Source organism: Ruegeria sp. YTSC002, from assembly GCF_059609845.1.
Genome location: NZ_JBXWML010000012.1, coordinates 82,976 through 98,497 on the forward strand (window position 1 = coordinate 82,976; position 15,522 = coordinate 98,497).

Genomic DNA, 15,522 nt, shown 5'->3' on the forward strand with positions numbered 1-15,522 from the left:
TACGGCATGAAACAGATTGCTTTTGCCCTTGCTTTGACACTGGCCGCACCCGCCGCATGGGCGGCGGAGAAACTGCCGCTTTCACAGATTTCCAACTACCTGAACGGATTGAAGACGGTTCAGACGACATTCACGCAGGTGAATGACGATGGCTCGCTGAGTACCGGCAAGCTGTGGATGCAGCGCCCCGGCAAGATGCGGTTTGAATATGACCCGCCCAACAGTGCCGTGGTTCTGGCGAGATCCGGAAGTGTTCAGATCTTTGATCCGAAATCGAACCAGCCGCCCGAGCAATACCCGCTTAAGCGCACGCCCCTGTCCATCGTGCTGGCGCGCAACGTGAACCTGAGCCAGGCAAATATGGTTGTAGGTCACAGCTTTGACGGGACGGCCACGGTTGTCACCGCGCAGGACCCCAAAAACCCCGAAGCGGGCCGGATCGAACTGATGTTCACGGACAATCCGGTCGAGCTGCGCAAATGGGTGATTCACGACAATGCAGGCAGCCAGACAACGGTATTGCTGGGCGCCCTGAATGAAGGCGGTCGCCTTGATCAGAAGCTGTTCTCGGACAAAAAGAGAAGCGGGTCAGGCAATCGCTGACCCGCTGACGCATCAGTACCGGCAGTTCGCCAACTGTGCCTGATATAGTCGCGCGCGCGCGTCCACGTCATTTGCAACGTTCAACAGCCAGGATTTGTTGTTGTAGCTGCCGCGCGCGTACCCTGTATGGCCTTCGTGATAGGCCAGGTATTGATTGCGCGTGTCGCTGGGATGGATGCCGTTGCGCTCGTAGCTTTTGTTCATGTACCAGCCGATGAAATCCGAGGCGTCGCGGATGCGATCCCGTTTGGCCCGACGTTTTCCTGTTTCGCGCTGATATTGTTCCCACGTCCCGTCCAGTGCCTGACCATAGCCGTAAGCGCTGCTTTGACGGCCCATCGGGATCACGCCCAGAACATATCTGTGTGGCGTGCGCGCGTCATGCTTGTACCGGCTTTCCTGATAGATGGTCGCCATCTGAACGTGAACCGGAACGCCCCATTTGCGCTCGGTATTCTTGAAGGCCTTGATAAAGTCGGGTTTTTCACGCGCAATGCTGCACGCGTCGTTCAATCTGCTGGGCGGCTGATTGGAACCGCCCCCACAGGATGCCAGAAGCAGCACCCCAAGGAGTACGAAAAGAATTCTGCTCATGTGCCTCGTGCCTTTTTTGCTTATTCTAGCGCAGATTGAGCGCTGAGGAAATCACAATCGCTATAAAATGATGGCCAGAACAGCCGGTAACGCCGCCACGGAAAGTACGGTGGACACCATGACCATGCCGGCGACGGCGTCGGAATCGGCCCCGAACCGTTCGGCCAACAGGTAAGAGGTTACGGCAACCGGCGTACAAATCTGAAGAACCAGAACGCCAAATGCGATCGTATCCAGATCAAACCATCGTCCGATTCCCCATCCCAGCGCAAAGCACACCGCCAGTTTCAGCGCCGACAGCCACAGCGCCCGCCCCAGGCTGTGCGAGGTCAGGCGGGCGATTGCCACACCCAATGTGACCAGCATCAGCGGGACGGCCATTTGCCCCAAAAGCTCCAGCGTGCTGGTCAGAAATGTCGGCGTCTGCCACCCCTGCGACAGAAACACTGCGCCAAGGATCGTCGCCCAGGCCATTGGTTGGCGCGCAACCTGTCCCCACGCACCTTTACCGGCGACCAGATAAATCCCGTAAGTGAAAGAAAACAGTGCAGTAACTGACAGAAAGATGACTGCATACCCCAGGCCGACCTGTCCAAAGGCAAAGATACACAGCGGCAGGCCCAGATTGCCGGTATTGCCGAAAATCAAAGGTGACAGATACGTTCGCGGGTCCAGGCTCAACCCTCGAACGATCAGCCAGAACAACACTGCCAGCAGCAGATTTGCGACCAGTGTCGCCATTGTGAAGCGTGACAGATCATTGCCCGGGATCTCGGTTTGCATCAGGGCAACAAAAATCAGGCTGGGCATCGCCAGCATCGTTGCAAAGCGGGTGACGAATTGCAGGCGGTATTCGAAACCCAGCTTGACCCAGCTAAAACCAACAGCCGCCAATAGAAAAACCGGCGCCACGATTTCGAACACTGTCAGTATAAGGTTCACAGACTGTTTCCCTGATTTTCACATCAATGATTGGCTTTTCCGCCCGGAAACGGGTAAAAAAAGCGGTGGGGGCTGATACAATGCTAAAGACACGTGCAAAATACGGCTTGGGCCAGGTGGTTCGTCACAAGAAACACCCTTTTCGAGGGGTGATTTTTGACGTGGATCCCGAGTTTTCGAATACCGAAGAATGGTATCAGGCCATTCCGGAAGACAGCCGCCCAAGGAAAGAGCAACCGTTCTATCACCTGCTGGCCGAGAACGATCAATCCTTCTATGTTGCTTATGTTTCAGAACAAAATCTGGTTGCCGACTATTCAGGAGAACCGGTCGAGCACCCGGATATACCCAATATGTTCGGACCGTTCGAAGATGGTGCATACCCCCTGCATTTCCACCTGAACTAGCGGAACCGAACCGGCGGGCATAGGTCTGCCGCAGATCAGTATCCAAGCGAACAGCCATCCTTGCGTGGGTCGCTGCCGCCTTCCAAAATGCCGTCGTTTCGGATTCGGATCGCTTGCGCTCCGCCAAGTGGTGTTTCCGGCACTTCAATATTATGGCCGATATCGGACAATTGTTTCGCGATCTGCTCGCTGTACCCGCGCTCCAGTTTCAGAACCGATCCGTCAAAGAAGGCGCGCGGTGCATCGATGCTTTGCTGCAACCCCAACCCGAAGTCAGTGAGGTTTGAAACGAAACGCGCGTGTCCTGTTGGCTGATAGGCACCGCCCATCACTCCAAACGGCATCGTGACCCGACCGTCCTGCGCCAACATTCCCGGAATGATCGTGTGCATCGGGCGTTTGCCGCCGCCCAGTTCGTTGGGGTGGCCGGGCTGCAATGTGAATCCTGCCCCGCGGTTTTGCAGCAATATGCCGTATTTTTCCGACGCTATACCGGATCCAAAGCTGTGAAAGATCGAATAGATCAGCGAAACAGCCATTTGGTCGCGGTCGACCACGGTGATGTAAACCGTGTCCTTGTGAACCGCTTCGGTCAGAGGCGCCGCAGCAGGCATCGCCTTTTGGGGATCGATCAAAGCAGCCAATCTGGCAGCGATATCCGGATCCAGAAAGCGCTCCACTCTTGCCATGTGGTCGGGATCCGCGATGAACCGGTTTCGAGCGTCGTAGGCCAGTTTGGTGGCCTCGGCTTCGATATGAATACGCTCCGCTCCGAATGGATCCATCGAGGCCATGTCAAAGTGCTTGAGGATATTCAGCAGCAGAATCGCGGTTGCGCCCTGGCCGTTCGGTGGATGTTCCACCAAATCCACGCCTTTGTAGGCCCCATGTATCGGCTGCGTTTCGGTATATCTTGTGTGATGAAAATCCTCAGCGGAATGGACACCACCCCTTTCCGAAAGTGCGGTAATCATATCATCGGCGATTTCACCTGAATAGAACGCGTCGCGCCCGTGGGCCGCGATCTGGCGCAATACCTCCGCCTGTCCCGGCGCACGGAAAACCTGCCCGATCGACGGGGCTTGCCCGTCAATCAGATAGTGGTCGCGGGCGGCGCCCTGAAGTGTTGCGGCACCAGACTTCCAATCGAAAGCGACACGGGGAGCCACCGGAACACCCGCTTCAGCATAATGAATCGCCGGGTTCAAAATCGCGCCCAACCCCAGGCGACCCTCGGTCTGGGCCAGGTGGCAGAAGGCATCGACGGCTCCGGGAATGGTCACAGCATCCGGCCCATCCAAAGGTACGGATGACAGGCCCTGATCGCGCAACATCTGGGATTGCGCGGCAGCCGGTGCGCGACCCGATCCGTTGAGCGCGCGTATCCTGCTTTCGCCGGCACGATTGAACAGAACGAAGCAATCGCCGCCCAATCCGGTCATCTGAGGTTCGCAAATCCCCAGAAGAACAGCCCCGGCGATCGCGGCATCCATCGCGTTGCCGCCCTGGCCCAAGATATCGATGGCCACCTTTGCCGCCAGCGGATGCGACGTTGCGCACATGCCTTGCGTGGCAAAAACTTCGGATCGGCCCGGGCTATGCAGATCACGCATGGCGAATTCTCTCTTTGTGGAACAAGAGAAAGCTATTCACTGATCAGCGATTGTCCAGCAGTTTCGGGGGGAAGTTCCTCGGCGCCATTCACTGGGTGGGGGCTGTGATATGTGGCGCCGAGGGAAGCTATCTGAGCTACGAGTCACTGTATGGCGGTTGTTTGCGGCGCGACAATGTTTCGAAAATGACCTTATTGTGACCAATTGCGGTCGATCACCCGTTGGGTTCAAAGTCAAACCGCAGGGACAGACGGTTGCATCCACCGCGCCGCTCGTACCGGATATCACTGGTGAGGCGATGAATCAGGAACCAGCCGAACCCGCCTTCGGGGAGGTCCTGTAGATCCGTTCCAATTGGAGCAGGGGTGCCATCCGGAAGCCGGTATCCAGGCAGCGGGCGCCCCGTATCCGAGATCAAGATGTCCAGAAGATCCCTGTCCAGCCGACAGGTGACCTGAACCTTGGCCGCGGCGATGCCATTGTAAGCGTGTTCCACGACGTTGTTGATGGCTTCAGCCAATGCAATCTTCACATCATCGGCTTTATGGGGGGGCAACCCCCGTTCCGCCAGACCGACGCTGAGCTTTGCAATGCCCACACTGGCCTCTGATTCCGTCGCAGGGAAGGTCAATTCCAGACAGGTCTTGTTTTCAATCGGCTCCACGCCATCTATCCCCTGCTGCCGTCAGGCGTCCGTCTCTGACAACGCGTCATCCAGTGTTTCAAAAAGCCTGAAAACCGTATCCATGCGTGTCAGGCGAAAGACTTTTTCGACCACTGGCTGCAACCCGGCCAGATCAAGCCTCCGGTCCTTTCCCAGCTGTTTCATTGAGGCAACGATTGCACCCAGACCGCTGGAGTCAATGAACTCGACATCGGACAGATCCAGAACAACGCGATGAGCGCTGTCCTCGGTATTGGCGCGCATGTCTTCCTTGAACTGAATGGCCATTGCAGCATCGATCCGGTCGGCATGAACGGTGATGATCTGAGTTTCGCCGGTTGTCTTGCTGGTCAGCCCCATGATCCTGCCGCTTTCCAAACTGAAATTGAGTCGTAGAAATACGCTAGACGGCAATTCTTACCATTCGGTATTCAAGGCCGGGAAAGCAGGAGGAAAACCCGGATGAGAGACGTTGTTATAGCAGGGGCTGCCCGTACACCGATGGGCGGGTTTCAGGGCATGTTTGACGGTGTTGCTGCGGCTGACCTCGGGGGCGAAGCGATCCGCGCGGCTTTGCAACAGGCAGGGGTACAGACAGTCGACGAAGTGCTGATGGGTTGCGTTTTGCCGGCCGGGCAGGGTCAGGCACCTGCGCGGCAGGCCGGATTCGCGGCAGGATTGGGCGAAGAGGTTCCCGCCACCACGCTGAACAAAATGTGTGGTTCGGGGATGAAGGCCGCAATGATGTCCTTTGACCAAATTGCCTTGGGTCACGCAGATACGATGGTTGCGGGCGGCATGGAAAGCATGACCAACGCGCCGTATCTGCTGCCCAAGATGCGCGGCGGTGCCCGCATTGGCCACGGCCAGGTGGTTGATCATATGTTCCTCGACGGCCTTGAAGATGCCTATGACAAGGGCCGTCTGATGGGGACCTTCGCCGAAGATTGTGCCGAGGCGTACCAGTTCACCCGTGAAGCACAGGATGAATACGCGCTGCAATCTTTGTCCAACGCGCTGTCTGCGCAGGAAAGTGGTGCATTCGATCAGGAAATCGCGCCGGTTACGGTCCGGACGCGCAAGGGTGAAATTCTGCTGGAGACAGATGAGCAGCCAAAATCCGCCCGCCCCGAGAAGATCCCGACGCTGAAGCCTGCATTTCGCAAGGACGGTACGGTGACGGCCGCCAACTCGTCTTCGATTTCGGATGGCGCGGCGGCGCTGGTTCTTGCGTCGGCAGAAGCCGCCGAAGCGCAGGGCATGACGGTTCGGGCCCGGGTTTTGGGTCATGCGAGCCATGCTCAGGCCCCCGGCCTTTTCACGACGGCTCCGGTCCCGGCGGCGCAGAAGCTGTTGGCACGCATTGGCTGGAGCAAGGATGACGTCGACCTGTGGGAAGTGAACGAGGCCTTCGCGGTTGTGCCGATGGCTTTCATGCACGAAATGGGCTTGCCGCGAGACAGGGTGAATGTGAATGGCGGCGCCTGTGCCCTGGGTCATCCCATCGGTGCCTCTGGTGCCCGCATCATCGTTACGTTGTTGAATGCGCTGGAAAAACGAAACCTCAAACGGGGTGTCGCGGCGATCTGCATTGGCGGGGGTGAAGGCACGGCCATTGCCATTGAACGCGTTTGACCCTTCATCTTTTTCCAAATACTCCGGGGGCTCGGGGGCCGTGCCCCCCACCATCCGAAGGGGTTGCAATCAATGACTGCCGATTATGAAACGCTTGCCAAGACCATCGCGGCCCTGACCGAAGGTGAAACGGATCATGTTGCTCTCATGGCAACTGTCGCCTGCGAGGTTCACCATTCCGACGATCGTTTTGACTGGACCGGGTTTTATCGTGTCACCGAACCGGGCGTTCTGAAGATCGGCCCCTATCAGGGTGGGCATGGGTGTTTGGTCATCCCGTTTGAACGGGGCGTCTGCGGTGCTGCCGCAAGAACGGGCGAAACGCAGCTGGTGCCGGATGTCGATGCATTTCCGGGTCACATCGCCTGCGCCAGCTCAACCCGGTCCGAACTGGTTCTGCCAGTGCGGGATTCGTCGGGAAAAGTCATCGCCGTTTTTGACATTGACAGCGACCAGCCGGATGCTTTCACGCAACAGGATGCGCAAAACCTGGAAGGCATTCTGACTGCCGTGTTTGCGAGGCACTGACCGCTGCGGTCGTTGCGGATGTGCATCAACCCGAGGGATTCCCGAGGGATTGAACGGCCCGTCTGACTTCGTCTTGCAGGCTTGGAAACGATCTCCTATCAAAATCCATAGCGAAGTTTCGTTTTGGGGTGTTTCTCAGGGATGCAAGAGTCTGACATCAATCCGACGGTCGCGGATGAAGCGCCTCCAAAAGGGATCAGACGCGCCCATATGGCGACATTCCCGGATCGCATCGGCGTATTGCCACATTCGGTGGCAAGCATCGCGCATCAGGTCGACAGAGTTTTCATCTGCCTGAACGAATACCAGAAAGTTCCCGATTTTCTGGGCGAGTTCGACAACGTCACCGCCGTGATTCCCGACCGGGATTACAAGGATGTTGGCAAGTTCATTTTTCAACCTGATCCGGAAGACACCGTTTTTCTGGTCGACGACGATATCGAATATGCGGACAACTATGTCCGTCAGACCATACGCCGGGCGCGGGGCGTCGGGCTGGAAAAGCGCGTCTTCGGCTATCACGCCACGACATTCACAAACCCGACGCCCAAGTCCATACGGCAGCGCACGTTGTTGCGTATGAACCAACGGCTGACCTACTCGACCAGGGTGCACCAGCTGGGAACCGGAACCGTCATGTTGTCCGGGTCGCTGTTCCCAGCACTGGATTACATGGAGGGCAGCGAGAAGTTTGTCGATGTGCGTTTTGCCCGCTACTGTTTTGAAAATGACATCGAAATGTGGACGCTGCCCAGAAACCGCCGCCGCTTTCCCAGCTTGCTCGCCGGGCTTGAGCCGGAAAAGCGTGAAACGATTGCTGACAGTTTCACTCGTCGTTGGCCTCAACATGTGTTGGATGAAGTAAAGGTTTTTGCCGGTCTTCAATTCTAATCCCGGGCGGGCTTTGCACGGTTCACGCTCATTCAAGACCTGTCTCTGTTGCTTAGGATTTCCCATGTCGCAGCAGCGCGACGGGGGAACGATATGTGCTGTCTTTTTGAAATGAAGCCCTTGTACGGCAAACACTGAAATCCGGCTGCTGCGTCCCTGCGGTTTTTCTGGTGTTTCAAGGGCCTCCGTGCCTTCTGGTCCTCAATTCTGTTGTCGGTACGAAGTGATGACCAACGCCCCATTGAAACCGGGCGTGAAAAAACGCTTGGAAATTTCACCGTCTTGCTTCATCGTGAAAAACGAAGGAAGAATTTCATGAGATTCGGAGCGGCCTGTGAACAGCCAAGCCCCCCAAAGCGCGACCCTTGGTGCTGACCTGAGGGCCTTGCGCAAGGCCCGAGGGTTGACCCTGACCGAGATTGCAACTCGGCTGGATCGCTCTGTCGGTTGGTTGAGCCAGGTTGAGCGCGATTTGTCCGAGCCTTCAATCTCGGACCTGCGCCAGATTGCCGAATGCCTCGGCGTGCCAATGTCGATGCTGTTTGCGCATTCCGCTGCCCCCGCAGACGAACAGGGCTACGTTGTGCGCGCCGGGTCGCGTCGCCCGATGGGGTCGGGCGAAGAAGGGCTGATCGAAGAGTTGCTGTCGCCGGATCTGACCGATGATTTCGAAATGGTGCATTCCACTTTCGAGCCACATTCACGGATGCAGACGCCAGCCAATCGCCCGACGCAGGAAGTGGGCTATATGATCTCGGGTCGATTGAACCTGACGATCGGGGCGCGTGAATTCCTGGTGGGGCCTGGTGACAGCTTTCGGATCAAACATGAACCTTATCAATGGGCCAACCCCTATGATGAACCTGCCGTGGCCATCTGGGTCATTGCTCCGCCGGTGTACTGATGAGCTTCGAGGCCTGGACCATATTCGCGCTGTTCTGGGTGGTATTCGTCACCACTCCGGGGCCGAACGCGGTCAACTGCATCTCGAACGGGATGAGCCTGCCGTTTCCAAAGGCGATGATGGGTGTATTGGCCATCCTGACACAGGCCAGCATGTTTTTGATCCTGTCCGCGCTGGGCGTCACAGCCCTGATTGCCGCTTCTCCGACCGGTTTCTTCATGGCCAAGCTGGTCGGAGCGGGCTTTCTGATCTGGCTGGGCGTGCGGGGGTGGATGAACGCAACAAAGCCCGCACCGGTTTCAGAGCGCCCGGCCCGGCACGTTTATTTGCACGCGCTGGCAGTGGCCACGATCAACCCCAAAAGTGTCGCCGGATATCTCGCGGCGTTCTCGCAATTCGTTCAGCCCGAGGTTCCAATCTGGCAGCAGATGGTCGTGATCATGCCAACCGCGCTGATCATCACCACGCTCAGCTATACCGGTTTCACCGTGTTGGGCGCCTTGATGGGCAAGGCGGCGCTGGGCGCGGTGTTCAATATCTGGGTGCGCCGGGTGATGGCGGCCTGTTTCATAATCTACGGCGTGTTGTTGGGAACCAGCACAGCGCCTGCGGCAAGGGGGTAGTCTTATGTACAGCGGGTCCTGCCTTTGCGGTTCAGTTGCTTTCACCATCGACGGAGACCTTTCTCCGCCTTCGATCTGCCATTGCGGGCAGTGCCGAAAGCAATCCGGCCATGTCTGGGCCTCGACCACGACCCATCAGGACAACCTGAGTTTCTCGGCCCGCGACACGCTGAACTGGTTTCACGCGTCAGACACCGCACGGCGCGGGTTTTGCAGCAAATGTGGCTCGTTTCTCTTCTGGCAACATAACCAAGAGGACACGATTTCGATTTCCATGGGCGCATTCGATGCCCCCACGGGCCTAAAGCTCTCGAAGCACATCTTTGTGGCTGACAAGGGCGACTATTACGACATCACGGACGATCTGCCCCAACGGGCACAGTAACAGGGACCAAGACACATGAGTGATTTTCCGACAAAAGCCCGCGTGGTCATTATCGGTGGCGGTGTGGTGGGGGCTTCCTCGCTGTATCATCTGGCCAAGAAAGGCTGGACCGACTGCGTTCTGCTGGAAAAGAATGAACTGACCGCAGGTTCGACCTGGCACGCGGCGGGCAACGTGCCGACCTTCTCGACCTCGTGGGCGATCATGAACATGCAGCGGTATTCGACCGAGCTGTATTCGCGTCTGGGTGAAGAGGTCGACTATCCGATGAACTACCACGTGTCCGGCTCGATCCGTCTGGCGCACAGCAAAGAGCGGATGCAGGAGTTCCAGCGGGCCATGTCGATGGGCCGCTATCAGGGAATCCCGATGGAAATGTGGACGCCGGAGCAGGCCAAGGAACGCTACCCGTTCCTGGAAACTCATGATCTTGAGGGTGTTCTGTATGACCCGACCGATGGCGATATCGACCCCGCGCAGCTGACCCAGGCGCTGGCCAAGGGTGCGCGTGACATGGGGCAGAAGATCATCCGGTTCTGCCCCGCCACCGGCGTCACCCAGCATGACGATGGCACCTGGACCGTGCATACCGAGAAGGGTGACATCGACTGCGACTATGTCGTCAACGCTGCCGGATACTATGCGCAACGCGTCGGCGAGTGGTTCAAACCCTATGGCGGCCGCACCGTGCCGGCGATGGTCATGAGCCACCAGTATCTGCTGACCGACGAAGTGCCGGAAGTTGAAGAATGGTCCAAGAAGAACGGCGGCAGGAAGCTGCCGCTGCTGCGCGATGTAGACGTCTCATACTACCTGCGGCAGGAAAAGAACGGCTTCAACCTCGGCCCCTACGAGCCCAACTGCAAGGGCCATTGGATGACCGAGGATGACCCGATGCCCGAGGATTTCAGCTTCCAGCTTTGGAACGATGATCTGGACCGCATCGAGGATATCGTCACCGACGCGATGGAGCGGGTGCCGCTGATGGCGACCTCGGGCGTGGGCCGCGTGATCAACGGGCCGATCCCCTATGCGCCCGACGGCCTGCCGCTGATCGGCCCGATGCCGGGCGTCAAGAACGCCTTCGAGGCACATACCTTCACCTTCGGCATCGCCCAGGGCGGCGGCGCGGGCAAGGTGCTGGCCGAATGGATCGTGGATGGCGCCACGGAATGGGACATGTGGGCCGTCGATCCGCGCCGCTATACCGACTACACCGATCAGGATTACTGCAACCAGAAGGGCATGGAAGTCTATGGCAACGAATACGCCATGCACTTCCCGTGGCACGAATGGCCTGCCGCGCGCGACAAGAAGCTGTCGCCGGTGCATGCCAAGGTCAGGGAACTGGGCGGCGTCATGGGCGTCTACAACGGCTGGGAGCGCGCCAACTGGTTCGCGCAGCCGGGCGACGATACCTCCGAGGAAGGCACCCACACCTGGGGCCGGTCCGGCCCGTGGGAGCAGCGGATCAAGGAAGAATGCGAGGCCGTGCGCGACCATTGCGGCGTGCTCGACCTGCCGGGTTTCTCGCGCTTCATCGTCAAGGGCGAAGGCGCGGCCGAGGCGCTGCGCGGGCTGGTCACCGGTGGCCTGCCCAAGGTGGGGCGGATCAACCTGGTCTACATCGCCGACGACCGTGGCCGCATCCTGACCGAGATGTCCTGCATGCGCCTGGGCGAGGATGATTTCGTGATGATCACCGCCGCCACCGCGCAATGGCACGACCGCGACATCCTGAGGAACGCGATGCCCGCAGGCGTCACCGTCGAGGACGTGACCACCACTCGCGACACGCTAATCGTGACCGGGCCGAAATCGCGCGAGATCCTGTCGGGCCTGACCGATGCAGACCTCTCGGCCGGCTGGCTGACCCATCAGGCGGCCACCGTGGCCGGGCAACCCGCCCACCTGATCCGCGTGTCCTTCGCCGGTGAACTGGGCTGGGAGGTGCATGCGCTGAACGAGCACATGCCGCCGATCTATGACGCGATCCTTGCCGCCGGGGCCAAGCCGTTCGGCATGTATGCGCTGAACTCACTGCGCATCGAAAAGGGATACCGCGCGTGGAAGGGCGACCTCAGCACCGACTACTCGCTGCTGGAAGCGGGCTTGGAGCGGTTTGTCAAACTGGACAAGCCACAGGACTTCCCCGGAAAGGCTGCAATCCTGAACGAAAAGCAGCAGGGTGTGAAAAAGTCGTTCGTCACCCTGACTGTCGACGCAGGTGATTGCGATGCGCCTTACATGTCGTGCATCTGGCAGGGCGATCAGATCGTGGGCGAGACCACTTCGGGCGCATGGGGTTACCGCGTCGGCAAATCCATCGCGCTGGGCATGATCAAGTCAGAACTTGCAAACCCCGGTACCGAGCTCGAGGTTGAAATCTACGGCCAGAAGTGCCGCGCCGTGGTACAGGAGGATCAGCCGCTGTGGGATCCCGCAAACGAGCGGCTGCGCGCCTGACAAACAGGAGGCCCCCATGCGCCCGCGATATTCCAAGATGGGACCTGGTGAAGGTCCCAACTATGACTGGGAAAACGACCATACCTTCGTGAAAGTTTCCGGTCAGGACACGGGCGGAGCCTACACACTGATGGAAGACAACGTGAAGGCCAGCTTCGCACTTGGCCTTCATCGCCACGACAGCCATGCCGGGACATTCTGTTGTCCGGAAGGCGGGGTTGGTTTCCTTGTTGATGTGGATCGCGTTGATGTGGGCTGAGGATCACGAGCCACAGTCCGAAACATTCGGATGATGAGGTCTGAGATGACGATTCCCAATACCATGTCGGGCGTTTACCTGACCGATCACGGTGGACCCGAGGTTCTGGAATGGCGTGATAATATTCCGGCTCCTGAACCCGGGGCAGGGCAAGTTCTTGTTCGGGTCGCTGCCGCAGGTGTGAACAACACGGATATCAACACACGGGTCGGTTGGTATTCCTCGGGCGTCACCGGTGCGACGGATGCCGTTGATCAGAAGGTCGAAGCGGGCGGTTGGGGCGGTGCATTGCACTTTCCCCGCATTCAGGGCGGAGATCTTTGTGGCATCGTGGAACAGGTTGGGCCGGGTGTTGCCTTCAAACCCGGGCAGCGCGTGACCTGTCCGATAAACCTGCCGCGTCCGCGCCCGGGAAACCCGCAGGGCTTCATTGCGCTTGGTTCCGAGATCGATGGGGCCTTTGCCCAGTATTGTCTGGTTGAAGCCGATGATCTCTATGACGTCAGCGCCTCGCCTCTTTCGGACGTGGAAATCGCCGCCATTCCTTGCGCCTTCGGGACGGCGGAAAACCTGCTGACCCGCGCAGGCGTGACTGCCGGGCACAATGTGCTGATCACCGGCGCCTCGGGCGGCGTCGGGCTGGCGGCGGTGCAACTGGCCGCCCTGCGCGGGGCGTCGGTTTGGGCTGTAACAGCGGGCACGAAAGCCGAGATCGTGAAATCCCAGGGGGCCGAGAATACGTTTGACCGGAACGACCCGCTGCCGCAGGATAAGTTCGATGTGGTGATCGATGTTGTGGGTGGCCCGGCCTGGCCGTCGCTGATCCTTTCCCTGAAATCCGGCGGGCATTACGCCGTTTCGGGGGCGATAGCGGGCCCGATTGTCGAAGCTGATCTGCGGGACATATATCTGCGCGACATCACCATACATGGGTGCACGCACCAGGCGCCCGAAGTCTTTGCCCGTCTTGTCGAACTGGTGAATACCGGACGGATCAAGCCACTGGTTTCCCGGACCTATCCGTTGAAGGATATTGGTATTGCACAGGCTGATTTTCAGTCAAAGACTCTTCCGGGAAAACTGGTATTGGTGCCCTGAGGAGTAATGACATGGCAGATATCACTCTTTTGGACGGCTCTATCGGGCAGGAACTGGTAAAACGCAGTGGCGACCGGGCGACACCGCTGTGGTCGACGCGCGTGATGATCGATCACCCCGATTTGGTTGCGGAAGTGCACCGCGACTATTTCAGCCGGGGTGCGACGGTCGCGACAACCAATACTTATGCCGTCCATCGCTCTCGCCTGGTGCGGGTGGGGATAGAGGATCAGATGCCTACCCTGATCGACACTGCCTTGACGCAGGCCGAACGCGCCCGCACGGAAACCGGGGGGCGGATCGCGGGTGCACTGGGGCCATTGCTCGCTTCATATCGCCCCGACCTTAACCCGGACCCTGCGGATGCGGCTGAAAAGTTCGCTGAACTTGTGGCCATGATGGCCGCGCGGGTCGATCTGTTTTTGATCGAAACCGTGTCCTCGGTGCAAGAGGCCGAGGGCGCATTGCGTGGCACGGTCGGATGCGGAAAACCGGTTTGGCTGTCCCTGTCGGTCAATGATGACGATGGCAGCCTTCTCAGGTCCGGCGAACCGTTGGCGGACATTGCACCGTTGATGGAGGAGTTTTCGCCCGATGCCGTGTTAATCAACTGTTCGCGCCCCGAGGCGATCCCGGCGGCGCTCGAGGTTCTGTCCGGCATGAACCGGCCTTACGGGGCCTACGCCAATGGCTTCACGCATATTACGGATGATTTCCTTCAGGATGCGCCGACCGTGGATGCCCTGCAAGAACGGCATGACCTTGGCCCCAGGGCTTATGCGGATCAGGTGATGCGGTGGATCAATCAGGGGGCAACGATTGTTGGCGGGTGCTGCGAAATCGGGCCGGATCATATCGAAGAACTGGCGAACCGGTTGCGGGCCGCCGGTCATAACATCGTTTGAAGAAAATGGCGGCAAAATCTACTTCGGACGCTCCAAAGCAGGCCATCCGGCATTTCGACATCCTTGTCGCGCCGGGTTTCGTGCTGTTGGAGCTGGCGTCGTTGGTAGAGGTATTGAGGTTGGCCAACCGCGTATGCCCAAGCCCTCCGTTCTCCTTCACCTATCGCTCGCTCAAAGGTGGCACGATTGCCAGCAGCAGTGACGCCGTGGTTCAAACAGAAGCGGTGCCGTCACAGCCAAGGGCGGATTACCTGTTCGTAATCGGCAATTCAGACCCGGACCATCCGGATTTGTCGTTGGGGCGGGTGGTGTCGGACTATACCTTCCGGGACGCCAAGGTGTTCCTGCTGGCCGAAGCCGCCAGCCGCTATATCGACGAGCAGGGAACAGCCGACTTGGCAACCCATTGGGAAAACGCGTCGTTCCTGCGCGAACGCGGCGCCCGGTTCGAAGCCAAGCTGTCGATCGCAACCGAACAGGGCGCGGTTGTGACATGTGCCGGGATGGAGGCCACAACGGATATCGCCTTGGCGGTGATCGGGCGCCATATCTCGGGGCCTGCGAAGATGACCGTGGCCGACATCATGCTGCATGAGAACATCCGCGATTTCGCTTCGATGCAACCGTTCTCGGGGGCCAAGTTGACGGCGACCGGCGATTCGAAGCTGGATCAGTGCATAAAGCTCATGCAGGCCAATATCGAAGACCCCCTGCCGATCAATCAGATCGTCGAATCGCTGCACCTGTCGAACCGGTCCCTCGAGCGTAAGTTCAAAACCTTTTTTGGAACCACTCCCAACGGATTCTACCGGGAAATGCGACTGGCCAAGGCAAATAACCTGTTGCTGAACACCACGATGAGCGTACGCGAAATTGGATTGGCTTGTGGTTTTCCGAACGGGTTTTCGTCTGTGTACAAAAGCTTCTTCGGGGTAACGCCTTTTGTCGTACGTCGGCAAAAGCGCGCGGCTTCACATCGGTGAAAACTGCGGATTATGTGACGCT

General features: G+C 58.6%; 18 protein-coding genes. 13 read left to right on the forward strand and 5 right to left on the reverse strand.

Annotation, left to right across the window (positions count from 1 at the left end; translation table 11 throughout):
* Positions 1-6 precede the first annotated feature (6 nt).
* Positions 7-603, forward strand: a complete 597-nt coding sequence (locus tag AC2FFD_RS18815) for a LolA family protein (RefSeq protein ID WP_170345603.1) — start codon at positions 7-9, stop codon at positions 601-603.
* Positions 604-615: 12 nt separating this feature from the next.
* Here AC2FFD_RS18815 and AC2FFD_RS18820 read toward each other — a convergent pair whose 3' ends face one another.
* Together AC2FFD_RS18820 and AC2FFD_RS18825 are read right to left on the reverse strand one after the other, a co-directional pair.
* Positions 616-1,197 (reverse strand): transglycosylase SLT domain-containing protein, encoded by a 582-nt coding sequence (locus AC2FFD_RS18820; RefSeq protein ID WP_496873827.1) that lies wholly within the window; start codon positions 1,195-1,197, stop codon positions 616-618.
* Between the two features lie 60 nt (positions 1,198-1,257).
* Positions 1,258-2,139 carry an AEC family transporter gene (locus AC2FFD_RS18825; RefSeq protein ID WP_496873828.1) on the reverse strand — a complete coding sequence of 294 codons (882 nt, stop codon included), beginning with the start codon at positions 2,137-2,139 and terminating at the stop codon, positions 1,258-1,260.
* Positions 2,140-2,219: 80 nt separating this feature from the next.
* Between AC2FFD_RS18825 and hspQ the strand changes: the two genes are divergently transcribed.
* The gene (gene hspQ, locus AC2FFD_RS18830) at positions 2,220-2,546 is read left to right on the forward strand and encodes a heat shock protein HspQ (protein WP_050604943.1); all 327 of its coding nucleotides are present in this window, start codon (positions 2,220-2,222) and stop codon (positions 2,544-2,546) included.
* Between the two features lie 35 nt (positions 2,547-2,581).
* Here hspQ and ggt read toward each other — a convergent pair whose 3' ends face one another.
* The 3 genes from ggt to AC2FFD_RS18845 form a co-directional block, all read right to left on the reverse strand.
* On the reverse strand, positions 2,582-4,159 hold the full coding sequence (gene ggt, locus AC2FFD_RS18835; protein ID WP_496873829.1) for a gamma-glutamyltransferase: 1,578 nt from the start codon (positions 4,157-4,159) through the stop codon (positions 2,582-2,584).
* Positions 4,160-4,373: 214 nt separating this feature from the next.
* Positions 4,374-4,823 carry an ATP-binding protein gene (locus tag AC2FFD_RS18840; RefSeq protein WP_170345607.1) on the reverse strand — a complete coding sequence of 150 codons (450 nt, stop codon included), beginning with the start codon at positions 4,821-4,823 and terminating at the stop codon, positions 4,374-4,376.
* 21 nt (positions 4,824-4,844) lie between these two features.
* Positions 4,845-5,183 carry an STAS domain-containing protein gene (locus tag AC2FFD_RS18845; protein ID WP_117872067.1) on the reverse strand — a complete coding sequence of 113 codons (339 nt, stop codon included), beginning with the start codon at positions 5,181-5,183 and terminating at the stop codon, positions 4,845-4,847.
* 102 nt (positions 5,184-5,285) lie between these two features.
* On the opposite strand from AC2FFD_RS18845, the gene AC2FFD_RS18850 reads away from it, so the two are divergent.
* The 11 genes from AC2FFD_RS18850 (at position 5,286) to AC2FFD_RS18900 (ending at position 15,500) form a co-directional block, all read left to right on the forward strand.
* Entirely contained in the window at positions 5,286-6,458 is a 1,173-nt protein-coding gene (locus AC2FFD_RS18850; RefSeq protein ID WP_170345608.1) for a thiolase family protein, read from the forward strand.
* 72 nt (positions 6,459-6,530) lie between these two features.
* A complete protein-coding gene (locus AC2FFD_RS18855; RefSeq protein ID WP_496873830.1) occupies positions 6,531-6,986 on the forward strand; it encodes a GAF domain-containing protein in 456 nt (151 codons plus the stop codon).
* A gap of 141 nt (positions 6,987-7,127) precedes the next feature.
* Positions 7,128-7,877, forward strand: a complete 750-nt coding sequence (locus AC2FFD_RS18860) for a hypothetical protein (protein WP_496873831.1) — start codon at positions 7,128-7,130, stop codon at positions 7,875-7,877.
* Positions 7,878-8,211: 334 nt separating this feature from the next.
* Positions 8,212-8,781: a helix-turn-helix domain-containing protein gene (locus tag AC2FFD_RS18865; RefSeq protein ID WP_171726144.1), complete on the forward strand. Its 570-nt coding sequence runs from the start codon at positions 8,212-8,214 to the stop codon at positions 8,779-8,781.
* Positions 8,781-9,404, forward strand: coding sequence for a LysE family translocator (locus AC2FFD_RS18870; RefSeq protein WP_171726145.1), 624 nt, complete (start codon positions 8,781-8,783; stop codon positions 9,402-9,404). The genes AC2FFD_RS18865 and AC2FFD_RS18870 overlap by 1 nt, the downstream gene beginning before the upstream one ends.
* Before the next feature lie 4 nt (positions 9,405-9,408).
* Complete coding sequence (locus AC2FFD_RS18875) at positions 9,409-9,789, forward strand: GFA family protein (RefSeq protein ID WP_170345613.1); 381 nt, start codon at positions 9,409-9,411, stop codon at positions 9,787-9,789.
* A 15-nt stretch (positions 9,790-9,804) separates the two neighbouring features.
* Entirely contained in the window at positions 9,805-12,255 is a 2,451-nt protein-coding gene (locus tag AC2FFD_RS18880; RefSeq protein ID WP_496873832.1) for a GcvT family protein, read from the forward strand.
* A 16-nt stretch (positions 12,256-12,271) separates the two neighbouring features.
* The gene (locus tag AC2FFD_RS18885) at positions 12,272-12,514 is read left to right on the forward strand and encodes a cupin domain-containing protein (RefSeq protein ID WP_171637719.1); all 243 of its coding nucleotides are present in this window, start codon (positions 12,272-12,274) and stop codon (positions 12,512-12,514) included.
* Between the two features lie 45 nt (positions 12,515-12,559).
* A complete protein-coding gene (locus AC2FFD_RS18890) occupies positions 12,560-13,612 on the forward strand; it encodes an alcohol dehydrogenase family protein (protein ID WP_496873833.1) in 1,053 nt (350 codons plus the stop codon).
* An 11-nt stretch (positions 13,613-13,623) separates the two neighbouring features.
* On the forward strand, positions 13,624-14,517 hold the full coding sequence (locus AC2FFD_RS18895) for a homocysteine S-methyltransferase family protein (protein WP_496873834.1): 894 nt from the start codon (positions 13,624-13,626) through the stop codon (positions 14,515-14,517).
* A gap of 5 nt (positions 14,518-14,522) precedes the next feature.
* Positions 14,523-15,500, forward strand: a complete 978-nt coding sequence (locus AC2FFD_RS18900) for a GlxA family transcriptional regulator (protein ID WP_496873835.1) — start codon at positions 14,523-14,525, stop codon at positions 15,498-15,500.
* Positions 15,501-15,522: the final 22 nt, after the last annotated feature.

Bases quoted from the DNA above. Each gene is read 5' to 3' on its own strand.
- AC2FFD_RS18860 (WP_496873831.1), top strand. From the start codon at position 7,128: ATGCAAGAGTCTGACATCAATCCGACGGTCGCGGATGAAGCGCCTCCA.
- ggt (WP_496873829.1), bottom strand. From the start codon at position 4,159: ATGCGTGATCTGCATAGCCCGGGCCGATCCGAAGTTTTTGCCACGCAA.
- AC2FFD_RS18815 (WP_170345603.1), top strand. From the start codon at position 7: ATGAAACAGATTGCTTTTGCCCTTGCTTTGACACTGGCCGCACCCGCC.
- AC2FFD_RS18880 (WP_496873832.1), top strand. From the start codon at position 9,805: ATGAGTGATTTTCCGACAAAAGCCCGCGTGGTCATTATCGGTGGCGGT.
- AC2FFD_RS18820 (WP_496873827.1), bottom strand. From the start codon at position 1,197: ATGAGCAGAATTCTTTTCGTACTCCTTGGGGTGCTGCTTCTGGCATCC.
- AC2FFD_RS18885 (WP_171637719.1), top strand. From the start codon at position 12,272: ATGCGCCCGCGATATTCCAAGATGGGACCTGGTGAAGGTCCCAACTAT.
- AC2FFD_RS18875 (WP_170345613.1), top strand. From the start codon at position 9,409: ATGTACAGCGGGTCCTGCCTTTGCGGTTCAGTTGCTTTCACCATCGAC.
- AC2FFD_RS18890 (WP_496873833.1), top strand. From the start codon at position 12,560: ATGACGATTCCCAATACCATGTCGGGCGTTTACCTGACCGATCACGGT.
- AC2FFD_RS18895 (WP_496873834.1), top strand. From the start codon at position 13,624: ATGGCAGATATCACTCTTTTGGACGGCTCTATCGGGCAGGAACTGGTA.
- AC2FFD_RS18870 (WP_171726145.1), top strand. From the start codon at position 8,781: ATGAGCTTCGAGGCCTGGACCATATTCGCGCTGTTCTGGGTGGTATTC.
- AC2FFD_RS18850 (WP_170345608.1), top strand. From the start codon at position 5,286: ATGAGAGACGTTGTTATAGCAGGGGCTGCCCGTACACCGATGGGCGGG.
- AC2FFD_RS18855 (WP_496873830.1), top strand. From the start codon at position 6,531: ATGACTGCCGATTATGAAACGCTTGCCAAGACCATCGCGGCCCTGACC.
- AC2FFD_RS18900 (WP_496873835.1), top strand. From the start codon at position 14,523: ATGGCGGCAAAATCTACTTCGGACGCTCCAAAGCAGGCCATCCGGCAT.
- hspQ (WP_050604943.1), top strand. From the start codon at position 2,220: ATGCTAAAGACACGTGCAAAATACGGCTTGGGCCAGGTGGTTCGTCAC.
- AC2FFD_RS18845 (WP_117872067.1), bottom strand. From the start codon at position 5,183: ATGGGGCTGACCAGCAAGACAACCGGCGAAACTCAGATCATCACCGTT.